At 73.7% G+C, this 18,126-nt stretch carries 21 protein-coding genes; 11 read left to right on the forward strand and 10 right to left on the reverse strand.

From position 1 onward, the window contains the following. Nucleotides 1-119, reverse strand: a 119-nt coding sequence (locus tag IE287_RS35030; RefSeq protein ID WP_141708051.1) for a biotin carboxylase N-terminal domain-containing protein, incomplete at its 3' end; no start/stop codon positions are given. 373 nt (nucleotides 120-492) lie between these two features. Here IE287_RS35030 and IE287_RS35035 point away from each other — a divergent pair. After that, complete coding sequence (locus IE287_RS35035; RefSeq protein WP_189853445.1) at nucleotides 493-945, forward strand: hypothetical protein; 453 nt, start codon at nucleotides 493-495, stop codon at nucleotides 943-945. A gap of 7 nt (nucleotides 946-952) precedes the next feature. On the opposite strand, the gene IE287_RS35040 is transcribed toward IE287_RS35035, so the two are convergent. The 3 genes from IE287_RS35040 to IE287_RS35045 are packed head-to-tail and all read right to left on the reverse strand — an operon-like array spanning nucleotide 953 to nucleotide 2,702. Continuing rightward, complete coding sequence (locus tag IE287_RS35040) at nucleotides 953-1,573, reverse strand: Maf family protein (RefSeq protein WP_189853446.1); 621 nt, start codon at nucleotides 1,571-1,573, stop codon at nucleotides 953-955. A gap of 13 nt (nucleotides 1,574-1,586) precedes the next feature. Further along, entirely contained in the window at nucleotides 1,587-1,715 is a 129-nt protein-coding gene (gene mmpB, locus IE287_RS39230; protein ID WP_268255012.1) for a morphogenic membrane protein MmpB, read from the reverse strand. 48 nt (nucleotides 1,716-1,763) lie between these two features. Next, nucleotides 1,764-2,702 carry a LysR family transcriptional regulator gene (locus IE287_RS35045; protein WP_189853447.1) on the reverse strand — a complete coding sequence of 313 codons (939 nt, stop codon included), beginning with the start codon at nucleotides 2,700-2,702 and terminating at the stop codon, nucleotides 1,764-1,766. Nucleotides 2,703-2,830: 128 nt separating this feature from the next. Here IE287_RS35045 and IE287_RS35050 point away from each other — a divergent pair, with 128 nt between their 5' ends. Further along, the gene (locus tag IE287_RS35050) at nucleotides 2,831-3,382 is read left to right on the forward strand and encodes a dihydrofolate reductase family protein (protein WP_189853448.1); all 552 of its coding nucleotides are present in this window, start codon (nucleotides 2,831-2,833) and stop codon (nucleotides 3,380-3,382) included. 95 nt (nucleotides 3,383-3,477) lie between these two features. On the opposite strand, the gene IE287_RS35055 is transcribed toward IE287_RS35050, so the two are convergent. Continuing rightward, nucleotides 3,478-4,143 (reverse strand): TetR/AcrR family transcriptional regulator, encoded by a 666-nt coding sequence (locus tag IE287_RS35055; RefSeq protein ID WP_189853449.1) that lies wholly within the window; start codon nucleotides 4,141-4,143, stop codon nucleotides 3,478-3,480. A 36-nt stretch (nucleotides 4,144-4,179) separates the two neighbouring features. Between IE287_RS35055 and IE287_RS35060 the strand changes: the two genes are divergently transcribed. After that, nucleotides 4,180-5,571: an MFS transporter gene (locus IE287_RS35060; RefSeq protein ID WP_189853450.1), complete on the forward strand. Its 1,392-nt coding sequence runs from the start codon at nucleotides 4,180-4,182 to the stop codon at nucleotides 5,569-5,571. 70 nt (nucleotides 5,572-5,641) lie between these two features. Here IE287_RS35060 and IE287_RS35065 read toward each other — a convergent pair whose 3' ends face one another. Continuing rightward, entirely contained in the window at nucleotides 5,642-5,854 is a 213-nt protein-coding gene (locus IE287_RS35065; protein WP_189853451.1) for an acyl-CoA carboxylase epsilon subunit, read from the reverse strand. Between the two features lie 20 nt (nucleotides 5,855-5,874). Further along, complete coding sequence (locus IE287_RS35070; protein ID WP_189853452.1) at nucleotides 5,875-7,479, reverse strand: acyl-CoA carboxylase subunit beta; 1,605 nt, start codon at nucleotides 7,477-7,479, stop codon at nucleotides 5,875-5,877. Between the two features lie 134 nt (nucleotides 7,480-7,613). Between IE287_RS35070 and IE287_RS35075 the strand changes: the two genes are divergently transcribed. The 5 genes from IE287_RS35075 to hutH all read left to right on the forward strand — a co-directional run bounded on the left by IE287_RS35075 (nucleotide 7,614) and on the right by hutH (nucleotide 13,508). Then, nucleotides 7,614-8,465, forward strand: coding sequence for a biotin--[acetyl-CoA-carboxylase] ligase (locus IE287_RS35075; RefSeq protein ID WP_189853453.1), 852 nt, complete (start codon nucleotides 7,614-7,616; stop codon nucleotides 8,463-8,465). 115 nt (nucleotides 8,466-8,580) lie between these two features. Then, complete coding sequence (locus IE287_RS35080) at nucleotides 8,581-9,759, forward strand: adenylate/guanylate cyclase domain-containing protein (RefSeq protein ID WP_189853454.1); 1,179 nt, start codon at nucleotides 8,581-8,583, stop codon at nucleotides 9,757-9,759. A 52-nt stretch (nucleotides 9,760-9,811) separates the two neighbouring features. Further along, the gene (locus IE287_RS35085) at nucleotides 9,812-10,600 is read left to right on the forward strand and encodes an enoyl-CoA hydratase/isomerase family protein (RefSeq protein ID WP_189853455.1); all 789 of its coding nucleotides are present in this window, start codon (nucleotides 9,812-9,814) and stop codon (nucleotides 10,598-10,600) included. Nucleotides 10,601-10,685: 85 nt separating this feature from the next. Continuing rightward, the gene (locus tag IE287_RS35090) at nucleotides 10,686-11,819 is read left to right on the forward strand and encodes a GGDEF domain-containing protein (RefSeq protein ID WP_189853456.1); all 1,134 of its coding nucleotides are present in this window, start codon (nucleotides 10,686-10,688) and stop codon (nucleotides 11,817-11,819) included. A 147-nt stretch (nucleotides 11,820-11,966) separates the two neighbouring features. Continuing rightward, a complete protein-coding gene (gene hutH, locus IE287_RS35095) occupies nucleotides 11,967-13,508 on the forward strand; it encodes a histidine ammonia-lyase (protein ID WP_189853457.1) in 1,542 nt (513 codons plus the stop codon). 51 nt (nucleotides 13,509-13,559) lie between these two features. Here hutH and IE287_RS35100 read toward each other — a convergent pair whose 3' ends face one another. After that, entirely contained in the window at nucleotides 13,560-13,835 is a 276-nt protein-coding gene (locus IE287_RS35100; protein ID WP_189853458.1) for a hypothetical protein, read from the reverse strand. A gap of 115 nt (nucleotides 13,836-13,950) precedes the next feature. On the opposite strand from IE287_RS35100, the gene IE287_RS35105 reads away from it, so the two are divergent. The 3 genes from IE287_RS35105 (at nucleotide 13,951) to IE287_RS35115 (ending at nucleotide 16,299) form a co-directional block, all read left to right on the forward strand. Further along, nucleotides 13,951-14,316 (forward strand): hypothetical protein, encoded by a 366-nt coding sequence (locus IE287_RS35105; protein WP_189853459.1) that lies wholly within the window; start codon nucleotides 13,951-13,953, stop codon nucleotides 14,314-14,316. A gap of 194 nt (nucleotides 14,317-14,510) precedes the next feature. Then, a complete protein-coding gene (locus IE287_RS35110; RefSeq protein WP_189853460.1) occupies nucleotides 14,511-15,782 on the forward strand; it encodes a L,D-transpeptidase in 1,272 nt (423 codons plus the stop codon). A 118-nt stretch (nucleotides 15,783-15,900) separates the two neighbouring features. Next, nucleotides 15,901-16,299 carry a DUF1330 domain-containing protein gene (locus IE287_RS35115; RefSeq protein ID WP_189853461.1) on the forward strand — a complete coding sequence of 133 codons (399 nt, stop codon included), beginning with the start codon at nucleotides 15,901-15,903 and terminating at the stop codon, nucleotides 16,297-16,299. Here the strand turns inward: IE287_RS35115 and msrA are convergent. Together msrA and IE287_RS35125 are read right to left on the reverse strand one after the other, a co-directional pair. Beyond that, nucleotides 16,239-16,898, reverse strand: coding sequence for a peptide-methionine (S)-S-oxide reductase MsrA (gene msrA / locus IE287_RS35120; protein ID WP_189853462.1), 660 nt, complete (start codon nucleotides 16,896-16,898; stop codon nucleotides 16,239-16,241). The two genes, IE287_RS35115 and msrA, sit on opposite strands and share 61 nt — an antisense overlap. 111 nt (nucleotides 16,899-17,009) lie before the next feature. Continuing rightward, nucleotides 17,010-18,116 carry a hypothetical protein gene (locus tag IE287_RS35125; protein ID WP_189853463.1) on the reverse strand — a complete coding sequence of 369 codons (1,107 nt, stop codon included), beginning with the start codon at nucleotides 18,114-18,116 and terminating at the stop codon, nucleotides 17,010-17,012. Nucleotides 18,117-18,126: the final 10 nt, after the last annotated feature.

Below are 18,126 nucleotides of genomic sequence, written 5' to 3' on the forward strand. Positions count from 1 at the left end.
TGCAGGGCGTCCCGGTCCGGGTCGGCGTAGACGGCTACGCTCGCGATCCCGGCATCCCGGCAGGCACGGGCGACACGAACAGCGATTTCGCCACGGTTGGCGATGAGCACCTTGCGCACGATGGCTCCCTCCTTGAAACAAGCTGAGTTTAGGGACTGCCGACACGGCCCCTCGACCCGTCCCCAAGGGTGAGATGGCCCACACGGAGCGTGCATCGACGGTCGCTCGGGTCGTGAAATCCCTTGTCGCACCACGGTACGCAGGGTTTCTTTACGGCACAGTAGCTCCGAGGTGTGGCGCAGGTCTCTGTTCGTGGAGCCAGTCGCCATTCGGGTTTCTTTGTGGAGTCCCTACGAATGGCGCAATGATTCTTTGCCTGACCGTCGCCCTTCGGCCACGGCGCGCGCACTCTTGTCCGGACGTTTACCGGCCAGTAGCCTTCGCGCAGTCGACCGTACTGTCGGTAACAGGCGAATCCAGGGGGTGGCCGAGGTGGCCCGCAGACCGATCGCACTCGTCACGGCCGCCGTGCTCCTCCTGGAGGCGCCCGCGATCGTCGGACTCAACGCGGTCATGGCCCGCTTCGTGGAGGCCCAGTCGATGTCCCTCGACGGACTCGACCCCGACCACATGGTCACCGGCACCTGGGCGCTCGGCATCGGCTCCGGCGCCGCCCTCCTGCTCTGCGCCCTCGTCGCCCTCCTCACCGGTCTCCGCGACCGGGCCCCCGGCCGCTTCGGGCGCGGACTGCTCATCGGCTGCGCGGTCGTCCACGGCGTCCTGGGCGCGGTCGCCGTCGGCCTGATCGGCTGGACCGCCTTCGCCGTCCTCATGGGCGTCGTCGGACTGATCGTGCTCACCCTGGTGGCGTACGCGAAGGAGCCCGGGGTCCCGGCGGAGCCGAAGGCCTCCGCGTCCGGGGAGGCGGAGGCCGCGACGGCCTGAGGGACGCTCAGGCCCAGAGCTCGGTGATGCCCACGTCCAGTTTGGCGAGGAGGCGGCGCAGCAGCGGCAGCGACAGGCCGATCACGTTGCCCGGGTCGCCGTCGATGCCCTCGATGAACGGCGCCGACCGGCCGTCCAGGGTGAACGCGCCCGCCACGTGCAGCGGTTCGCCGCTCGCCACGTACGCCGCGATCTCCTCGTCGCTCGGCTCGCCGAACCGCACGACCGTCGACGCCGTCGCCGACTCGTACCGCTTGGCCGTCGTGTCGTAGACGCAGTGGCCGGTCTGCAGGATCCCGACGCGGCCCCGCATCTCCTTCCAGCGGGCGGTCGCCTCCGCGGCGTCGGCCGGCTTGCCCAGCGCCCGTCCGTCCAGCTCCAGGACCGAGTCGCAGCCGATCACCAGCGCGCCGCTCGCCTCCGGGCGGGCGGCGACGTGCGCCGCCTTCGCCTCGGCGAGCGTCAGCGCGAGCTCCGCCGGGGTCGGTGCGTGGACCTTGTCCTCGTCCACCCCGCTGACGATCACCTCGGGCGCGAGCCCGGCCTGGCGCAGCAGACCGAGCCGGGCGGGGGAGGCGGAGGCGAGGACGAGTCGGCGGGGCGTGCCGCCCGGGCGATCAGCAGTCATGGGGGCAGCGTACTCAGCGCGCGCCCACGACGAGCATCAGAACGACCATGGCCAGCGCCAGCAGCACGCTCGATCGGCGCAGCATCGCCTGCGTCTCGCGCAGGAACGACGGCGGCTTGTTCTCCGGGTCGGACCACAGCATGGCTCCGATCCTGCTCCGGGCGGGAGCGGAGCGCCTGAGTACGGATACTCAACCGTCCCGGCGGGGTCCGCCCGGGGCGGCGTCCCGGCGCGGCGGCGCGAGCTCGTCGACGGCGTCCAGGTAGGCGCGGACCAGGGGGTTGCGGCCGGCCGTGGGCCACATCAGGCCGTAGTCGACGGTCGGGCCGTCCCGGAGCGGCACGAAGGCCAGCCCGGACCCGCCGTGGTACCGCTCGGCGCGGGCGGCGGCGAGGCCGACGCCGGAGCCGGCGGCGACGTGGACGAGGATCTCCGGCCAGCAGCGCGTCGCGGGTCCCTGGGGCACCGGCCGGCCCGCCGGGGTCCGGCGGGGGAAGTGGCGGTCCATCCAGCGGCGGGGGACGCGGGCGTCGGCGAGGGTGACGAGGACGGTGTCGGCGAGGTCCTCGACGGAGACCGACCCCCGGCGGGCGAACGGATGGTCGGAGGGGACCAGCAGCGCCCTCGGCTCCGCGAAGACCAGCCGTCCGGCGGTGATGTCCGGTTCGTCGACGGGGAACTCGGTCAGCTGGACGTCGACGGTGCCCGCGCGCATCCCGCCGAGGGGGTCGAGGAGCCGGATCTCGCGCAGCTCGACCTCGCAGCCGGGGTGCCGGACCCGCAGCAGCCGCGCGGCCCGCGCCACGAGCTCGCCGCACCACGGCGTGGACCAGCCGACCCGCAGGAGCCCCCCGGTCCGGCCGCCCCGGCCCGCCGCGATCGCCTGGGCCAGCCCCAGACCGATCTGCTCGTACGCGGGCCGCAGGTCGTCCCGCAGCCGCTCGCCGACCCGGGTGAGCGCCACGCGCCGGCTGGTGCGCACGAACAGACGGGTGCCGACGCGGCGTTCCAGCTTCGCGATGGTCTGGCTGATCCGGCTCGTCGTCACGTGGAGCCGGGCGGCGGTGCGCCCGAAGTGCAGCTCCTCGGACAGCGTGAGGAAGGCCTCCAGCTCCAGCCGGTCCAGCATGGGGTGCCCGCCCCTTCGTGTAGCCGCGCTCAACGAGCGTTCCTCCTTCCGGTCTTGTCGGCCGTTCCGGCCGCTCCCGATGCTGGTGGCCCCAGGAACCCCCCTCTCGGCCAAGGAAGTGCACCGGCATGCGCAAGATCGTCAACTCGACGTACCTCTCCCTCGACGGCGACATCGAGAAGCTCGACCAGTGGGCCGCCGACCACTGGAGCGACGACCTGGAGCGGTACGCGACCGAGCTGCTGTCGGGGGCCGACGCGCTGCTGATGGGGCGTGAGACCTACACGGGCTTCGCCTCCGCCTGGTCGGCGCGGGCCGGCGCCGACGCGTTCGCCGACCGGATGAACGCCCTCGACAAGTACGTCGTCTCCTCGACCCTCACGGGCGGGGACTGGGGCGACACCACGGTGATCCCCCGGGAGGGGGCCGCCCGGGCGATCGCCGCGCTCAAGGAGCGGCCGGGCGGGGACATCCTCATGTACGGCTTCGGCCCGGTCGCCAGGACCCTGCTCGCGCACGGGCTGCTGGACGAGGTCCGCTTCTGGGTGCACCCGGTGTTCGCCGGCGGCGGGACCCTGGCGGCCGACGGCTTCCGGGGCCGCCTGCGGCACGTCCGCACCGAGACCCTGGACACCGGTGTCGTGGTGCTCACCTACGGGCCCGCCTCCTCCGAGAAGTAGAGACGAACCGTATCGTCTCGCGAGGTCACTATGGCGCCGCCGGCGCCCCGGGGTCAAGCGGCCCTCCGGGGCGCCGGCGGCGTGCCGGGGAGGGGTCAGGCCGTGTAGGCGCCCGCCGCGGCGGCGGCCAGGGCGGCCGTGACGGCCCGCTCGGCGTCGGCGGCGGTCAACTCCTCGTGGGTGAGGGCGAAGCGGTGGTAGAGCGGCGCCGAGACGGCCCGCAGCAGCTCCAGCGGGTCGGTGCCGGCGGGCAGTTCGCCGCGGGCCTCGGCCCGCACGGCGACCGGCGCCCACTCGGCCAGGCGTGCGCGGTAGAAGCCGCCCAGGGCCCGGGCGCACTCCTCGTCGCAGGCGGCCGCGGCGATGACGGCCCGGAAGACCGCGCCCATCCGGGGGTCGGTGAGGGTCTCCCGGACGAGGGTGGCGTTGGCCCGCAGGTCGCCCGCGAGGCCGCCGGTGTCGGCGGCGGGCGCGGACTGCTCGGCCATGTCGCGCAGGAGGTCCGTGACGAGGCCCACGGGGGAGCCCCAGCGGCGGTAGACCGTGGTCTTGCCGACGCCCGCGGCGGCGGCGACCTGATCCATGTTCAGGGTGTGGAAGCCGCCGGCGGCGAGGGCCTCCTCGGTGGCGTCGAGGACCGCCCGGCGCACCTTGGCGGTGCGGCCTCCGGGGCGCTGGGTGCCGGGCACGGCCGACGGGCTCTCGTTCAAACGGGTCTCCTGTTCCATTAGCGCACTGCGGTCTGCTACGGTCACGTTCATCTTAACGGAACCAGTCTCCCATTAAGGGGTCCCGTCATGGTCGCCCTCGACACCGCCCCCGCCCCGGCGCCGCGCCTCCGCATGGACGGGCGGTCGCGGCTCGTCCTCGTCGTCCTCCTCGTCGCCCAGTTCATGCTGGCCGTCGACTTCTCGATCCTGAACGTCGCCCTCCCCGTCATCGGCGAGGGACTCGGCTTCCCCCTCGGCGGGCTCCAGTGGATCGCCACCTCCTTCGCCCTCGCCGCCGCCGGCTTCACCCTCCTCTTCGGGCGCCTCGCCGACCTCCTCGGCCGCCGCCGCGTCTTCCTCGCCGGCATGGGCGTCCTCGGCGCGGCCTCGCTCGCCGGCGGCCTCGCCACCACCCCCGAACTCCTCATGGCCGCCCGCGTCGCACAGGGCCTCGCCACCGCGGCCGTCACCCCCGCCGGCCTCTCCCTGCTCACCTCCGCCTTCCCCGAGGGCCCGCTCCGCGACAAGGCCCTCGGCCTCAACGGAGCCCTGATGTCCGCCGGATTCACCACCGGCGCCGTCCTCGGAGGCGTCCTCACCGACCTGCTCTCCTGGCGGTGGGCCTTTTTCGTCAACGTGCCGGTCGCGATCGCCGTCCTGCTCGTCGCCCCCGCCGTCCTGGAGGAGAGCCGCCCCGCCGCCCGGCCCCGGCTCGACGTGCCCGGCGCCATCACCGTCACCGGCGGCCTGCTCGCCCTCGTCCTCGGCCTCACCGGCGCCGGCGAGCACGGCTGGACCGCCCCCGGCGCGCTCGTCCCGCTCGCGGTGGCCGCCGTCCTCCTGACCGCCTTCCCGTTCGTCGAGCGGCGCTCCGCCGCGCCCCTCGTCCCCCTGCGGATCCTGAAGCGCCGCACCGTCGTCCGGGGCAACCTCGCCGGCCTCGTCGCCTTCGCCACCGAGACCTCGCTGGTCTTCCTGATGACCCTGCACCTCCAGGACGTGCTCGGCTTCTCCCCGCTCGCCGCCGGCCTCTCCTTCGGCGTCCTCGGCGCCGGCACCGTCCTCGGCGGCCTGCTCGCCCCCCGCTTCATCGGCCGCTTCTCGCCCCGCGCCGCCCTCGTCGCGGGCGGACTCCTCCAGGCCGCCGCCACCCTCGCCCTCCTCGGCATCGGCGACACGCGGAGCACGTACGGACTGCTGCTCGCGGCCACCTTCGCCGGCGGGACCGGCAACATGCTCGCCATCGTCGGCTTCATGGTCACCGCCACCTCGGGCCTCCCCGACGGCGAGCAGGGCACGGCCACCGGCATCGCCACCATGACCCAGCAGGTCGGCATCACCCTCGGCACCCCGGTGATGAGCGGCGTCCTCGTCACCGCCGCCACGCTCCCCGACGGCATCGCCCGCGCGGTCGCCGTCAACGCGGCCCTCGTCCTCGCCGCGGCCCTCGTGCCGGCGCTCCTCCGGCGGCGGCGCTGACCGCACGACGAAGGCCGGACCCCCCGCACACGGGGTCCGGCCTTCGCTCACGTCACACGGGTCGGACCGGTCAGACCGGCCAGTAGGACCGCGCCCAGGCCCGCGGGCCCGGCCGCTGCCGCACCGCGCGCGCGATCCGCGACGGATCCGACCAGCCCTCCGGCACCGCCGGGCCGCCGCCCTGCGCGGCGGCCGCCGCGGTGGCCGCGGCCCGGGCCTGGACCACCGCCAGTGCGGCGGCCAGCTCCTCGGGCGTCGGGTTGCCTCGTACGACCTTGATCATCGTGCTGTCCCTCCCGAGGGCTAGAGCGGGATGTTGCCGTGCTTCTTCGGAGGCAGGGATTCCCGCTTGGTCCGCAGCTGACGCAGACCCTTCACGACCTGCGCCCGGGTCTCCGACGGCAGGACCACCCCGTCGATGTACCCGCGCTCGGCCGCGATGTACGGGTTGAGCAGGGTGTCCTCGTACTCCTGGATCAGCCGCGCCCGCACCGCCTCGACATCCTCGCCGTTCGCCTCCGCCTCCGCGATCGTGCGGCGGTGCAGGATGTTCACCGCGCCCTGCGCGCCCATGACCGCGATCTGCGCCGTCGGCCACGCCAGGTTCAGGTCGGCGCCCAGGTGCTTGGAGCCCATGACGTCGTAGGCGCCGCCGAAGGCCTTGCGGGTGATGACCGTGATCAGCGGGACGGTCGCCTCGGCGTACGCGTAGATCAGCTTCGCGCCGCGCCGGATGATGCCGCCGTACTCCTGGTCCACGCCCGGCAGGAAGCCCGGCACGTCGACGAAGGTCAGCACCGGGATGTTGAAGGCGTCGCAGGTGCGCACGAACCGCGCCGCCTTCTCCGAGGCGTTGATGTCCAGGCAGCCCGCGAACTGCATCGGCTGGTTGGCGACGATGCCGACCGGGAAGCCCTCCACCCGGCCGAAGCCGGTCAGGATGTTCGGCGCGAAGAGCGCCTGGGTCTCCAGGAACTCGCCGTCGTCCACGACGTGCTCGATCACCGTGTGCATGTCGTACGGCTGGTTCGCCGAGTCCGGGATCAGCGCGTCGAGCTCCAGGTCCTCGCCCGACACCTCGGTCTCGGCCGTCTCCGGGAAGGCCGGCGGCTCGGAGAGGTTGTTCGACGGCAGGTACGAGAGCAGCTGCTTCACGTACTCGATGGCGTCCTTCTCGTCCCCCGCCATGTGGTGCGCCACGCCCGAGGTCGCGTTGTGCGTCCGGGCACCGCCCAGCTCCTCGAAGCCCACGTCCTCGCCGGTCACCGTCTTGATGACGTCGGGACCGGTGATGAACATGTGCGAGGTCTGGTCCACCATCACCGTGAAGTCGGTGATCGCGGGGGAGTACACCGCGCCGCCCGCGCACGGGCCCACGACCAGCGAGATCTGCGGGATCACGCCCGACGCGTGGGTGTTGCGGCGGAAGATCTCGCCGTACATGCCGAGCGCGCTCACGCCCTCCTGGATGCGGGCGCCGCCGGAGTCGTTGATGCCGACGACCGGACAGCCGGTCTTCAGCGCGAAGTCCATCACCTTGATGATCTTCTGGCCGTAGGTCTCGCCGAGCGCCCCGCCGAAGACCGTGAAGTCCTGCGAGAAGACGGCCACCGGACGCCCGTCCACGGTGCCGTAGCCGGTGACCACGCCGTCGCCGTACGGCCGGTTCCTCTCCAGGCCGAAGTTGGTCGACCGGTGCCGGGCCAGCTCGTCCAGCTCCACGAAGGACCCCTCGTCGAGCAGCAGGGCGATCCGCTCGCGCGCGGTCAGCTTGCCCTTCGCGTGCTGCTTCTCCACCGCGCGCTCCGAGCCGGCGTGCGTGGCCTCGTCGATACGGCGCCTGAGGTCCGCGATCTTGCCCGCGGTCGTGTGAATGTCGATCTCGTACTGCTCTGCCGGCTCGGACATCGGGATGCGGCTCCCTGCCTGGTCACGGGGGGTTCGTTGACTGCGAATGGGCTACTGACGGCCTACTGACCCGTAGCGTATCGGCGCGGGTACGGCAGCGCAGTGCGGTCTATCCCACACCTAGTCTGGCTTGCATGACGTCCTCCCACGCATCAGGCGGACCCTGGTCCGACCTCGACCGGCCCCCGCTCAACGTCCGCGCCCTGCGCCAGGCGCTCCTCCTCCCGGAGGGGCTGTGGACCTCGCTCGACGTCGTCCCCACCACCGGGTCGACCAACTCCGACCTCGCCGCGCGCGCCGCCGAACTGCCCGAGGGCGCCGTGCTCGTCGCCGAGGAGCAGACCTCCGGCCGCGGCCGGCTCGACCGCACCTGGAGCGCCCCCGCCCGGTCCGGTCTCTTCCTCTCCGTGCTGCTCAAGCCGGACGTGCCCGCCCACCGCCTCGGCTGGCTGCCGCTGCTCACCGGCGTGGCCGCCGCGACCGGCCTCGTGAAGGCGGCCGGCGTCGACGTCTCCCTCAAGTGGCCCAACGACCTCCTGGTCACGGTCGCCGGCGAGGAGCGCAAGGCCGGCGGCATCCTCGCCGAGCGGGCCGGCGAGGACGGCGTGGTGGTCGGCCTCGGCCTCAACGTCTCCCTGCGCGCCGGCGAACTGCCCGTCCCCACGGCCGGCTCCCTCCTCCTCGCCGACGCCGTCTCCACCGACCGCGACACGCTGCTCAGGGCCGTCCTGCGCTCCCTCGCCGACCGGTACGGCGCCTGGGTGCGGGCCGGCGGCGACCCCGAGGCCTCCGGCCTCCTGGAGGCCTACACGGCGGACTGCTCCACCCTCGGCCGCCGGATCCGCGCCGACCTGCCGGGCGAGCGGACGCTGGAGGGCGAGGCGGTCTCCCTGGACGGCGACGGGCGCCTCGTCGTCGCCACCGAGGGCGGCGGCACGGAGGCGGTCGGCGCGGGCGACATCGTCCACCTGCGGGCCGCGGGCTGATCCCCGTACCGTTCCGGCGTGAGCCAGCCCACACCTGTCGTATCGTGGAGCGCGATCCAGGCGAACAGATCGGCAGGACAGTGGGCAGCGGCAGGGAACGGGCAGGAGGCGGCCGGTGACCGTCGACGACGCGAACACGGGCGACGGCCGGTCCGGGCCCCCGGAGCCGCCGGAGACGGCGGCGCCCGCCGAGGCCTCGGCGTACCCGACTCCCCACCACGCCGTCGACCACACGGTCGAGCCGACCGACGACCCGCTCGCCATCCGGCTGGAACAGCTCATCCTCGGCGCCGACCGCCGCTACACCCCCTTCCAGGCCGCCCGTACCGCCGGCGTCTCCATGGAGCTGGCCTCCCGCTTCTGGCGGGCCATGGGCTTCGCCGACATCGGACAGGCCAAGGCGCTCACCGAGGCCGACGTGCTCGCCCTGCGGCGGCTCGCCGGCCTCGTCGAGGCGGGACTGCTCAGCGAGCCGATGGCGGTCCAGGTGGCCCGCTCCACCGGGCAGACCACCGCCCGACTGGCCGAATGGCAGATCGATTCCTTCCTGGAGGGGCTGACCGAGCCGCCCGAGCCCGGCATGACCCGCGCCGAGGTCACCTACCCCCTGGTCGAGCTGCTCCTGCCGGAGCTGGAGGAGTTCCTGATCTACGTGTGGCGGCGGCAGCTCGCCGCCGCCACCGGCCGGGTCGCGCAGGCGGCCGACGACGAGGAGATGGTCGACCGCCGCCTCGCCGTGGGCTTCGCCGACCTCGTCGGCTTCACCCGCCTCACCCGCCGCCTGGAGGAGGAGGAGCTCGGCGAGCTGGTCGAGGCCTTCGAGACCACCTGCGCCGACCTGGTCGCCGCGCACGGCGGCCGGCTCATCAAGACCCTCGGCGACGAGGTGCTGTACGCGGCCGACGACGCCGGCATCGCCGCCGAGATCGCGCTCCGCCTGATCGAGACGCTCAGCCAGGACGAGACCATGCCGGCGCTGCGGGTCGGCATCGCCTTCGGCACCGTCACGACCCGGATGGGCGACGTCTTCGGCACCACCGTGAACCTCGCCAGCCGGCTCACCTCGATAGCGCCCAAGGACGCCGTGCTGGTCGACAGCGCCTTCGCCCAGGAGCTGACCCGCACCGGCGAGGTCCCCGTCTCGGAGGCCGGGGTGGCGGAGGAGGCGGCCCTCGCCGAGAAGGAGGGCCGGCCCCCGAGGTCGTACCGCTTCGCGCTCCAGCCGATGTGGCAGCGCTCGGTCCGCGGCCTCGGTGTCGTGGAGCCCTGGCTCCTGAACCGCCGTCCGACCTAAGATCCCTCCCGGTGACACATGTGAACCGTCGTTAACCGGGAGGGCCTGGGGTATGTCCGAGCAGCGTTTTGGTGAGTTCGTGCTGATCCGCAAGGAGGGGCACGTCGCCGAGTTCGTCCTCGACCGGCCCAAGGCGATGAACGCGGTCTCCTCGGAGATGGCCCGCTCCATCGGCGAGGCCTGTGCGGCGCTCGCCGCCGACCGGGAGGTCCGGGTCACCGTCCTGAGCTCGTCGAACGACCGGGCCTTCTGCGTCGGCGCCGACCTCAAGGAGCGCAACTCCTTCACCGACGCCGAGCTGGTCCGCCAGCGGCCCACCGCCCGCGCCGCCTACACCGGCGTCCTGGAGCTGCCGATGCCCACCGTCGCCGCCGTGCACGGCTTCGCCCTCGGCGGCGGCTACGAGCTGGCGCTCGCCTGCGACCTGATCGTCGCCGACGCCACCACCGTCGTCGGCCTCCCCGAGGTCTCCGTCGGCGTCATCCCGGGCGGCGGCGGCACGCAGCTGCTGCCGCGCCGGGTGGGCGCCGCGCGCGCCGCCGAGCTGGTCTTCACGGCCCGCCGGGTGGAGGCGGGCGAGGCGCGCGAGCTGGGCCTCGTGGACGTCGTCGCGGAGGACGCCCGCACGGCCGCCCTGGAGCTCGCCGGGCGGATCGCGGCGAACTCCCCGGTGGGGCTGCGGGCCGCGAAGAAGGCGATGCGGCTCGGCCAGGGCCTGGACCTGCGGGCCGGCCTGGAGGTCGAGGACGCGGCCTGGCGCTCGGTGGCCTTCTCCGGCGACCGTGCCGAGGGCGTGGCGGCGTTCAACGAGAAGCGGAAGCCGGCCTGGCCCGGCGAGTGACGCGATTGATCCGATCTCGTACCAAAGGTCACTTTCCGTGACGTCTCGGAGGGGAAAACGGATCAAACCTCCCTAAGCTGGAGGAATGGGAGAGGACGTGCGGCTGCGGGCCGTGGTGGCGCTGGCGCAGGGGATGGCGGCGGCGCACACCCCGCGGGAGTTCTGGCGGGCCGCGGCGCTCGGGGCGAGCGCCGGACTGGACGGGAGCTTCGGCGCCCTGTCGGTCTGGGAGCGGGACCACGGGCGGCTGCGGGTGCTGGTGAACGCCGGGGACCGGGCGGCGGGGGAGGAGGAGTTCCCCGACGCGGAGACCTATCCGGTCCACCAGTTCCCCGAGATCACCGAGTTCCTGCACGAGCGGTGGGCGGTCGGCGCCGGCCCGCACGCCTGGGTCGAGACCGCCGACGCGCCCGTCCTCACCGGCCGCGTGGCGGGCCTGCGGCGGCGCGGCCGGTCCTGCTGCGTGGTCGCCCCGGTCGTGCTGCACGGCCGGGCCTGGGGCGAGCTGTACGTGGCCCGGCCCGCGGGGGCGAAACCTTTCACCGGCGCCGACGCGGACTTCGCGAACGTCCTCGCGGCGGTCGTCGCGGCCGGCATCGCCCAGGCCGAGCGCCTGGAGGAGGTCCGCAAGCTCGCCTTCACCGACCCGCTCACCGGCCTCGCCAACCGCCGCGCGGTCGACGCGCGCCTCGACGAGGCCATCGAGCGCTACCGCGTCGACGGCCTGGTCGTCAGCCTCGTCGTCTGCGACCTCAACGGCCTCAAGCGGGTCAACGACACCCACGGGCACGCCGTCGGCGACCGCCTCCTCGAACGCTTCGGCTCCGTCCTCTCCCGCTGCGGCGCCCGGCTGCCCGGCGCCCTCGCGGCCCGCCTCGGCGGCGACGAGTTCTGCCTCCTGGCGGTCGGGCCCACGGCCGACGAGGTGGTCGCGGTGGCGGAGGAGCTCTGCGTCCGCGCCGCCGAGCTGGAGCTGGGGGAGGGGGTGGCCTGCGGGGTCGCCTCCACCGGCGACCCCATCGGCCCCCTGAAGTCCGCCCGCCGCCTCTTCCGCCTCGCCGACGCGGCCCAGTACCGGGCCAAGGCCGCCCGCTCCGCGAAGCCGGTCGTCGCCGGCCGCGACGGCACCGTCATCCGCCTGGCCGACGCCCCGCCCGGCGCCCGCGACCGCCGCCGCTTCCGCGACGCCCCGACCCTCGACCTGCCGCCGGAACCGTGACGGGCCGCCGCGCGCGCGAACCCCTCCGTCCGGCCGCCCCACGGCCGGGGGCGGCCGGACGGAGGTAAGGGGCCGCGCCCCGGTGGGCGGGTGACACATTGCCTAGTGACAGGTCGGTCTTCAATCCGTAGGGTGCTGAATATGGATATGCAGACAGTCGTTCTCGGCACGTCCGGCACGACCCCGCAGGACGTCATCGCCGTCGCCCGCCACGGCGCCCGTGTCGAGCTGTCGGAGGGGGCCGTCGCGGCGCTCGCCGCCTCCCGCGCCGTCGTCGACGCGCTCGCCGCCAAGCCCGAGCCCGTCTACGGCGTCTCCACCGGGTTCGGCGCCCTCGCCACCCGGCACATCGACCACGAGCTGCGCACGCAGCTCCAGCGGAACATCGTCCGCTCGCACGCCGCCGGCATGGGCCCGCGCGTCGAGCGCGAGGTCGTCCGCGCCCTCATGTTCCTGCGGCTCAAGACCGTCGCCTCCGGCCGCACCGGCGTCCGCCCCGAGGTCGCGCGGACCATGGCCGACGTCCTCAACGCCGGCATCACCCCGGTCGTCCACGAGTACGGCTCCCTCGGCTGCTCCGGCGACCTCGCCCCGCTCTCCCACTGCGCGCTCGCGCTCATGGGCGAGGGCGACGCCGAAGGACCCGACGGCACCGTGAAGCCCGCCGGCGAGCTGCTCGCCGCCGCCGGCATCGAGCCCGTCGTCCTGCGCGAGAAGGAGGGCCTCGCCCTCCTCAACGGCACCGACGGCATGCTCGGCATGCTGATCATGGCCCTCGCCGACCTCGACACCCTCTACAAGTCGGCCGACGTCACCGCCGCGCTCTCCCTCGAAGCCCTCCTCGGCACCGAGAAGGTCCTCGAACCCGAGCTGCACGCCATCCGCCCCCACCCCGGCCAGGCCGCCTCCGCCGCCAACATGCTGGCCGTCCTCAAGGGCTCCGGCCTCACCGGCCACTTCCAGGCCGGCGAGGCCCCCCGCGTCCAGGACGCCTACTCGATCCGCTGCGCCCCGCAGGTCGCCGGCGCCGGCCGCGACACCATGGCCCACGCCCTGCTCGTCGCCGAGCGCGAGCTCGCCGCCGCCGTCGACAACCCCGTCGTGCTGTCCACCGGCGAGGTCCGCTCCAACGGCAACTTCCACGGCGCCCCCGTCGCGTACGTCCTCGACTTCCTCGCCATCGCCGCCGCCGACCTCGGCTCCATCGCCGAGCGCCGCACCGACCGGCTCCTCGACAAGAACCGCAGCCACGGCCTGCCGCCCTTCCTCGCCGACGACGCCGGCGTCGACTCGGGCCTCATGATCGCCCAGTACACGCAGGCCGCCCTGGTCAGCGAGATGAAGCGGCTCGCCGTCCCGGCCTCCGCCGACTCCATCCCGTCCTCGGCGATGCAGGAGGACCACGTCTCCATGGGCTGGTCCGCCGCCCGCAAGCTGCGCACCGCCGTCGGCAACCTCGCCCGGATCATCGCCGTCGAGCTGTACGCCGCCACCCGCGGCATCGAGCTGCGCCACGGCCTCACCCCCGCCCCCGCCTCGCGGGCCGCCATCGACGCCCTGCGCGCCGCCGGCGTCGAGGGCCCCGGCCCGGACCGCTTCCTCGCCCCCGACCTGGCCGCCGCCGACGCCTTCGTGCGCGAGGGCCGCCTGGTCGCCGCCGTCGAGCCGGTCACCGGTCCGCTGGCCTGACCCCCGCGGGACGCCGCACCGGGCCGCCCCCGAGGGGGCGGCCCGCCGTGTTCAGGAGGCGCGCCCGTGCCGCCGCATCGCCAGCGCCACGAAGCCCGCGCCCACCCCGAGGAAGCCCGTCCCGCCCAGCACGTACGCGGTGGTGTCCGGGCCGCCGGTCTCGGCGAGCCGGTCCCCGCCCCCCTCGCCGGCGGGCTGGAGGCTCCCGCCGCGCACCGCGGCCCCGCCCGTGCCGTCGGAGGCGTTGGCCGACGGGACGAACCACAGGGCGCACAGCAGGGTCCCCGCCGCGGTGGCGGTCAGCAGCGGACGTCGGGCGGCGGACACGTGGATCTCGTTCTCCCTCACGGCAGGCCCCGCGGCCGGACCGCGGTGGGCAGATGCTAATGAACACAGCGGGTCGCGGGAAAGCCGAGGCCGGGCAGACCCTACGCTCCCAGCCATGAGCACCTCCGAAATCCCCGGCACCCCCGACACCCCCGACACCGGCACCACCACCCGTCACGTCCGGCTCCGCGTCGACATCGTCCTGGAGATCGACGGCCCCGCCGAGCTGACCGCCGCCGCGGAAGGGCGGATCGACTCCGACGAGTTCATGCCGGCCGAGGAGCGCGAGCACGCCCGCGCGGCCGTCCGGGAGGACCCCTCCGAGGCCCTCGCCTACCTCGTGGAGCCCTTCGACCTGGTCCGCGACCTGCCGGGCGTCGAACTCGTCCAGGCCGCCTGGAGCAGCGAGGAGGTCGACTACGACCCCGACGCGATGGAGTGGGAGCTCGACGAGGAGGATGGGGACGGGGAGGACGACTGAACGCGGCTGTTCGCGGGGCCCCGGGACGGCGTCCCGGGGCCTTTGCGCGCCGAGGCGGGCCCCCTCGGGGAACCGGAGGGCCCGCCCGTGCGTGTCGAACAGTGTTGTTCAGTGGTCTTCCCCACAAACCCGCTGCTTCCGGAACCGGAGCGGGGGCATGGGTGTTCTGATGGATTGACAGGGAATCGGCGACGATGGAGAAGCGTGTGATGACGGTCGGCAAGCGCCGCAGGAGCCTGGCCGCGGCGGCAGCGGTGCTCAGCGGCGTACTCGTCCTCTCGGCCTGCAACGACGACGACACGGCCGGTGCCGGCGCGTCCGGTTCGCCGACCGCCCCGTCACAGGCCCAGGTCGACGAGGCGGCCCAGCAGAAGACCTCCAAGGCGCAGATCACGATCGCGCCGGAGAACGGCTCGCAGAACGCCTCGATCAACAACGCCGCCAAGGTCGCCGTCACCGACGGCAAGCTCACCGAGGTCACCATGACCTCCGCCGAGGGCACCGCGGTCAAGGGCGAGATAGCGGCCGACGGCCTCTCCTGGAAGCCGACCGGCCAGCTGGAGCGCGCCACCGTCTACAAGATCGCCGCCACCGCCGTCGACGCGGCGGGCCTGGAGGCGCACGAGAACTCCTCCTTCACCACCGTGTCGAAGGAGAACAGCTTCATCGGCAACTTCACCCCCGAGGACGGCTCGACCGTCGGCGTGGGCATGCCGGTCTCGATCAACTTCAACAAGGCGATCACCGACAAGAAGGCCGTCCAGGGCGGCATCAAGGTCTCCTCCAGCTCCGGCCAGGAGATCGTCGGCCACTGGTTCAACTCGACCCGGCTCGACTTCCGCCCGGACGACTACTGGAAGGCCGGCACGACCGTCACCCTCAAGCTCGACCTCGACGGCGTCGAGGGCGCCGACGGCGTCTTCGGCGTCCAGCAGAAGACCGTCACCTTCAAGGTCGGCCGCAGCCAGGTCTCCACGGTCGACGTCGCGAAGAAGACCATGACCGTCGTGCGCGACGGCAAGGTGATCCGGACGATCCCGATCTCCGCCGGCTCCCCGGACAACACCACCTACAACGGCGAGATGGTGATCTCCGAGAAGTTCAAGGAGACCCGGATGAACGGCGCCACCGTCGGCTTCACCGACTCCGACGGCAAGGGCGAGTACGACATCAAGGACGTGCCGCACGCCATGCGCCTGTCCACCTCCGGCACCTTCATCCACGGCAACTACTGGGGCGCCCGCTCCATCTTCGGCTCCGTCAACACCAGCCACGGCTGCGTGGGCCTCGCCGACGTCAAGGGCGCCGGCGACCCCAACCAGACGGCCGCCTGGTTCTACGACCAGTCGATCACCGGTGACGTCGTGATCGTCAAGAACTCCAAGGACAAGACGATCGCCCCCGACAACGGCCTCAACGGCTGGAACATGGACTGGTCGGCCTGGAAGGCCGGCTCGGCGCTCTGATCCGCCGCCGTCCCCGCGGGACCCGCACGGGAAGGGCCCCCTCCGCTCCGGAGGGGGCCCTTCCCGCATGACCTCCGGGGTAATCGACCCCGGCGCCGCGCCCCGGCACGCTGGTCCCATGACCGCATACGCGATGGCGAACCTGACCCCGAAGCCCGTCCTCGACCCCGAGGTCCTCGACTACATGGAGCGGATCCAGGCCACCCTGGACCCCTTCGGCGGACGCTTCCTCGTGCACGGCGCGCCCCGGCGCGAGGTCCTCGAAGGAGAGTGGCCCGGCGCCGTCGTGCTCATCGCCTTCCCGACGTACGAGACGGCGAGGGCCTGGTACGACTCCGAGCCGTACCAGGCCCTGCTGCCCCTGCGGACCCGTCACATGGACGGCGACGTCCTCCTGGTCGACGGCACCCCCGAGGGGTACCGGGCGGCCGCGACGGCCGGGGCGCTGCGCGCCGCCTACTCCGCCGGGGCCACCCCGATCGGGCAGGAGACGCCCGTGCCGCCGATGCCGCAGTAGCCGGCCGGGTTCTTGTCCAGGTACTGCTGGTGGTAGCCCTCCGCCGGGTAGAACGGGCGCTCGCCGGCCGGGAGGACGGCGGTGGTGATCTCGCCGTAGCCGGAGCCGGTCAGCACCCTCTGGTAGGCGGCGCGGGAGGCCTCGGCGGCCTCCGCCTGGGCGGGGGAGTGGGTGTAGGCGGCGGAGCGGTACTGGGTGCCCACGTCGTTGCCCTGGCGGAAGCCCTGCGTCGGGTCGTGGGACTCCCAGAAGACCTTCAGGAGCGTCTCGTACGACACCTTCGCCGGGTCGAAGACCACCCGGACCACCTCGGTGTGCCCGGTGAGGCCCGAGCAGACCTCCTCGTACGTGGGGTTCGGGGTGTAGCCGCCCTGGTAGCCGACGAGCGTCGTCCACACGCCGTCGGTCTGCCAGAACTTCCGCTCGGCGCCCCAGAAACAGCCGAGGCCGAAGTCGGCGACCTCCAGGCCCTCCGGGTACGGGCCGAGCAGCGGGTTGCCGAGCACCGTGTGGCGCTCGGGGACGGAGAACTCCGGCTCCGGGCGGCCACGCAGGGCCTGCTCCGGGGCGGGCAGGACGGGGGTGCGGGACAGGAACATGCGGCATCTCTCCTCGACGCTGTACGGCAGTCGGCACAACACCGGCGCGCCCGCGCCTGTTCCCCCGGTCCCCGCCCCGTCCCCCCGTCCCCCGTCGCCGGGGGAGCCGCGTCAGCGGCGCAGGGTCGCCGGGTTCCCGCCGTTCGCCTCGTACCCGGCCACCGCCAGGTTCCGGTGGAGGGTGTACTCGGCCGCCGGGTCGCCGCTCAGCGTCCACGGCAGCGCGCCCACGTGCCCGTCCACCCGCACCAGCTGGTGCATCGCCTCGGCCCAGCGCTCGCCGCGCACCAGGAACCACACCAGCAGGTGCCGCACGTGCGCGAGCATCGGGTCGTCGGGCCGGGCCGAGTGCACCGCGTACAGCGCGCCCTCCATCGCCTTGCTCACCACCGCCGTGCCGTAGAAGTCCTGCACCAGCACCACGTCCGGCACGTGCTCGAAGACCGCGAAGAGCGGCAGCGCCGCGAGCAGCGAACCCCGCGGGGCCCGCGCGGCGGCCGTGGTCGCGAAGTGGTCGGCCTCCTCGCGCGAACCGTGCCACTTCTCGCACCAGTAGTGCAGCGCCGCCAGGTGCGCGCCCATGTGGTGCGGCGCCCGGTCGATGACCTCGGCCCACACCCGGTCGAACTGCTCGGGGCCGTAGCCCAGTCCGCGCGCCACCGCGAGCCGCGTGACGTACGGGACGGGGTCGCCGGGCGCGAGCAGCGCGGCCTCCTCGGCGACCTTCCGGGCCTCCTCCAGGATGATCCGGAAGTCGTCGCTGCCGGCCGCGGAGGAGCGCCACGCCTGCTGCACCAGGAACTCCGCGTGCACGGCCGCGCCGCCCGCGTCCTTCGGCGCCTCCGAGCGCCAGGCGCGCAGCCAGGCCCCGCCGGCGCCCGGCTTCTCCGCGAGCTCCAGGGAGGCCGCCCCGGCGAAGGCCTGGACGCGCTGCCAGCGCACCTCGCTCTCCTTCGGCGTGCCGGCGAGCAGCTGGGACGCGGCCCGCCAGTCCTGGGTGGCCTGCACGACGTGGAGGACGTCCAGGAGATCGTGGTCCGGCCCCGGGAGCCGCACGTCCAGCTCCTCCTGCCGGACGAATCCGTACGCCTCCGGGTCGGCGGCGTCGGGCGTGCCGGGCGCGACCTGCCGGATGCCGCCGCCACGGCGGCGCAGCAGATAGGGGCCGAGGACGCCGAAGAGCAGACCCAGGGCGATCAGGAACCAGAGAATCTCCATGCGTCCATTG

The sequence above is a fragment of the Streptomyces omiyaensis genome, assembly GCF_014650895.1.
GTDB lineage: Bacteria > Actinomycetota > Actinomycetes > Streptomycetales > Streptomycetaceae > Streptomyces > Streptomyces omiyaensis.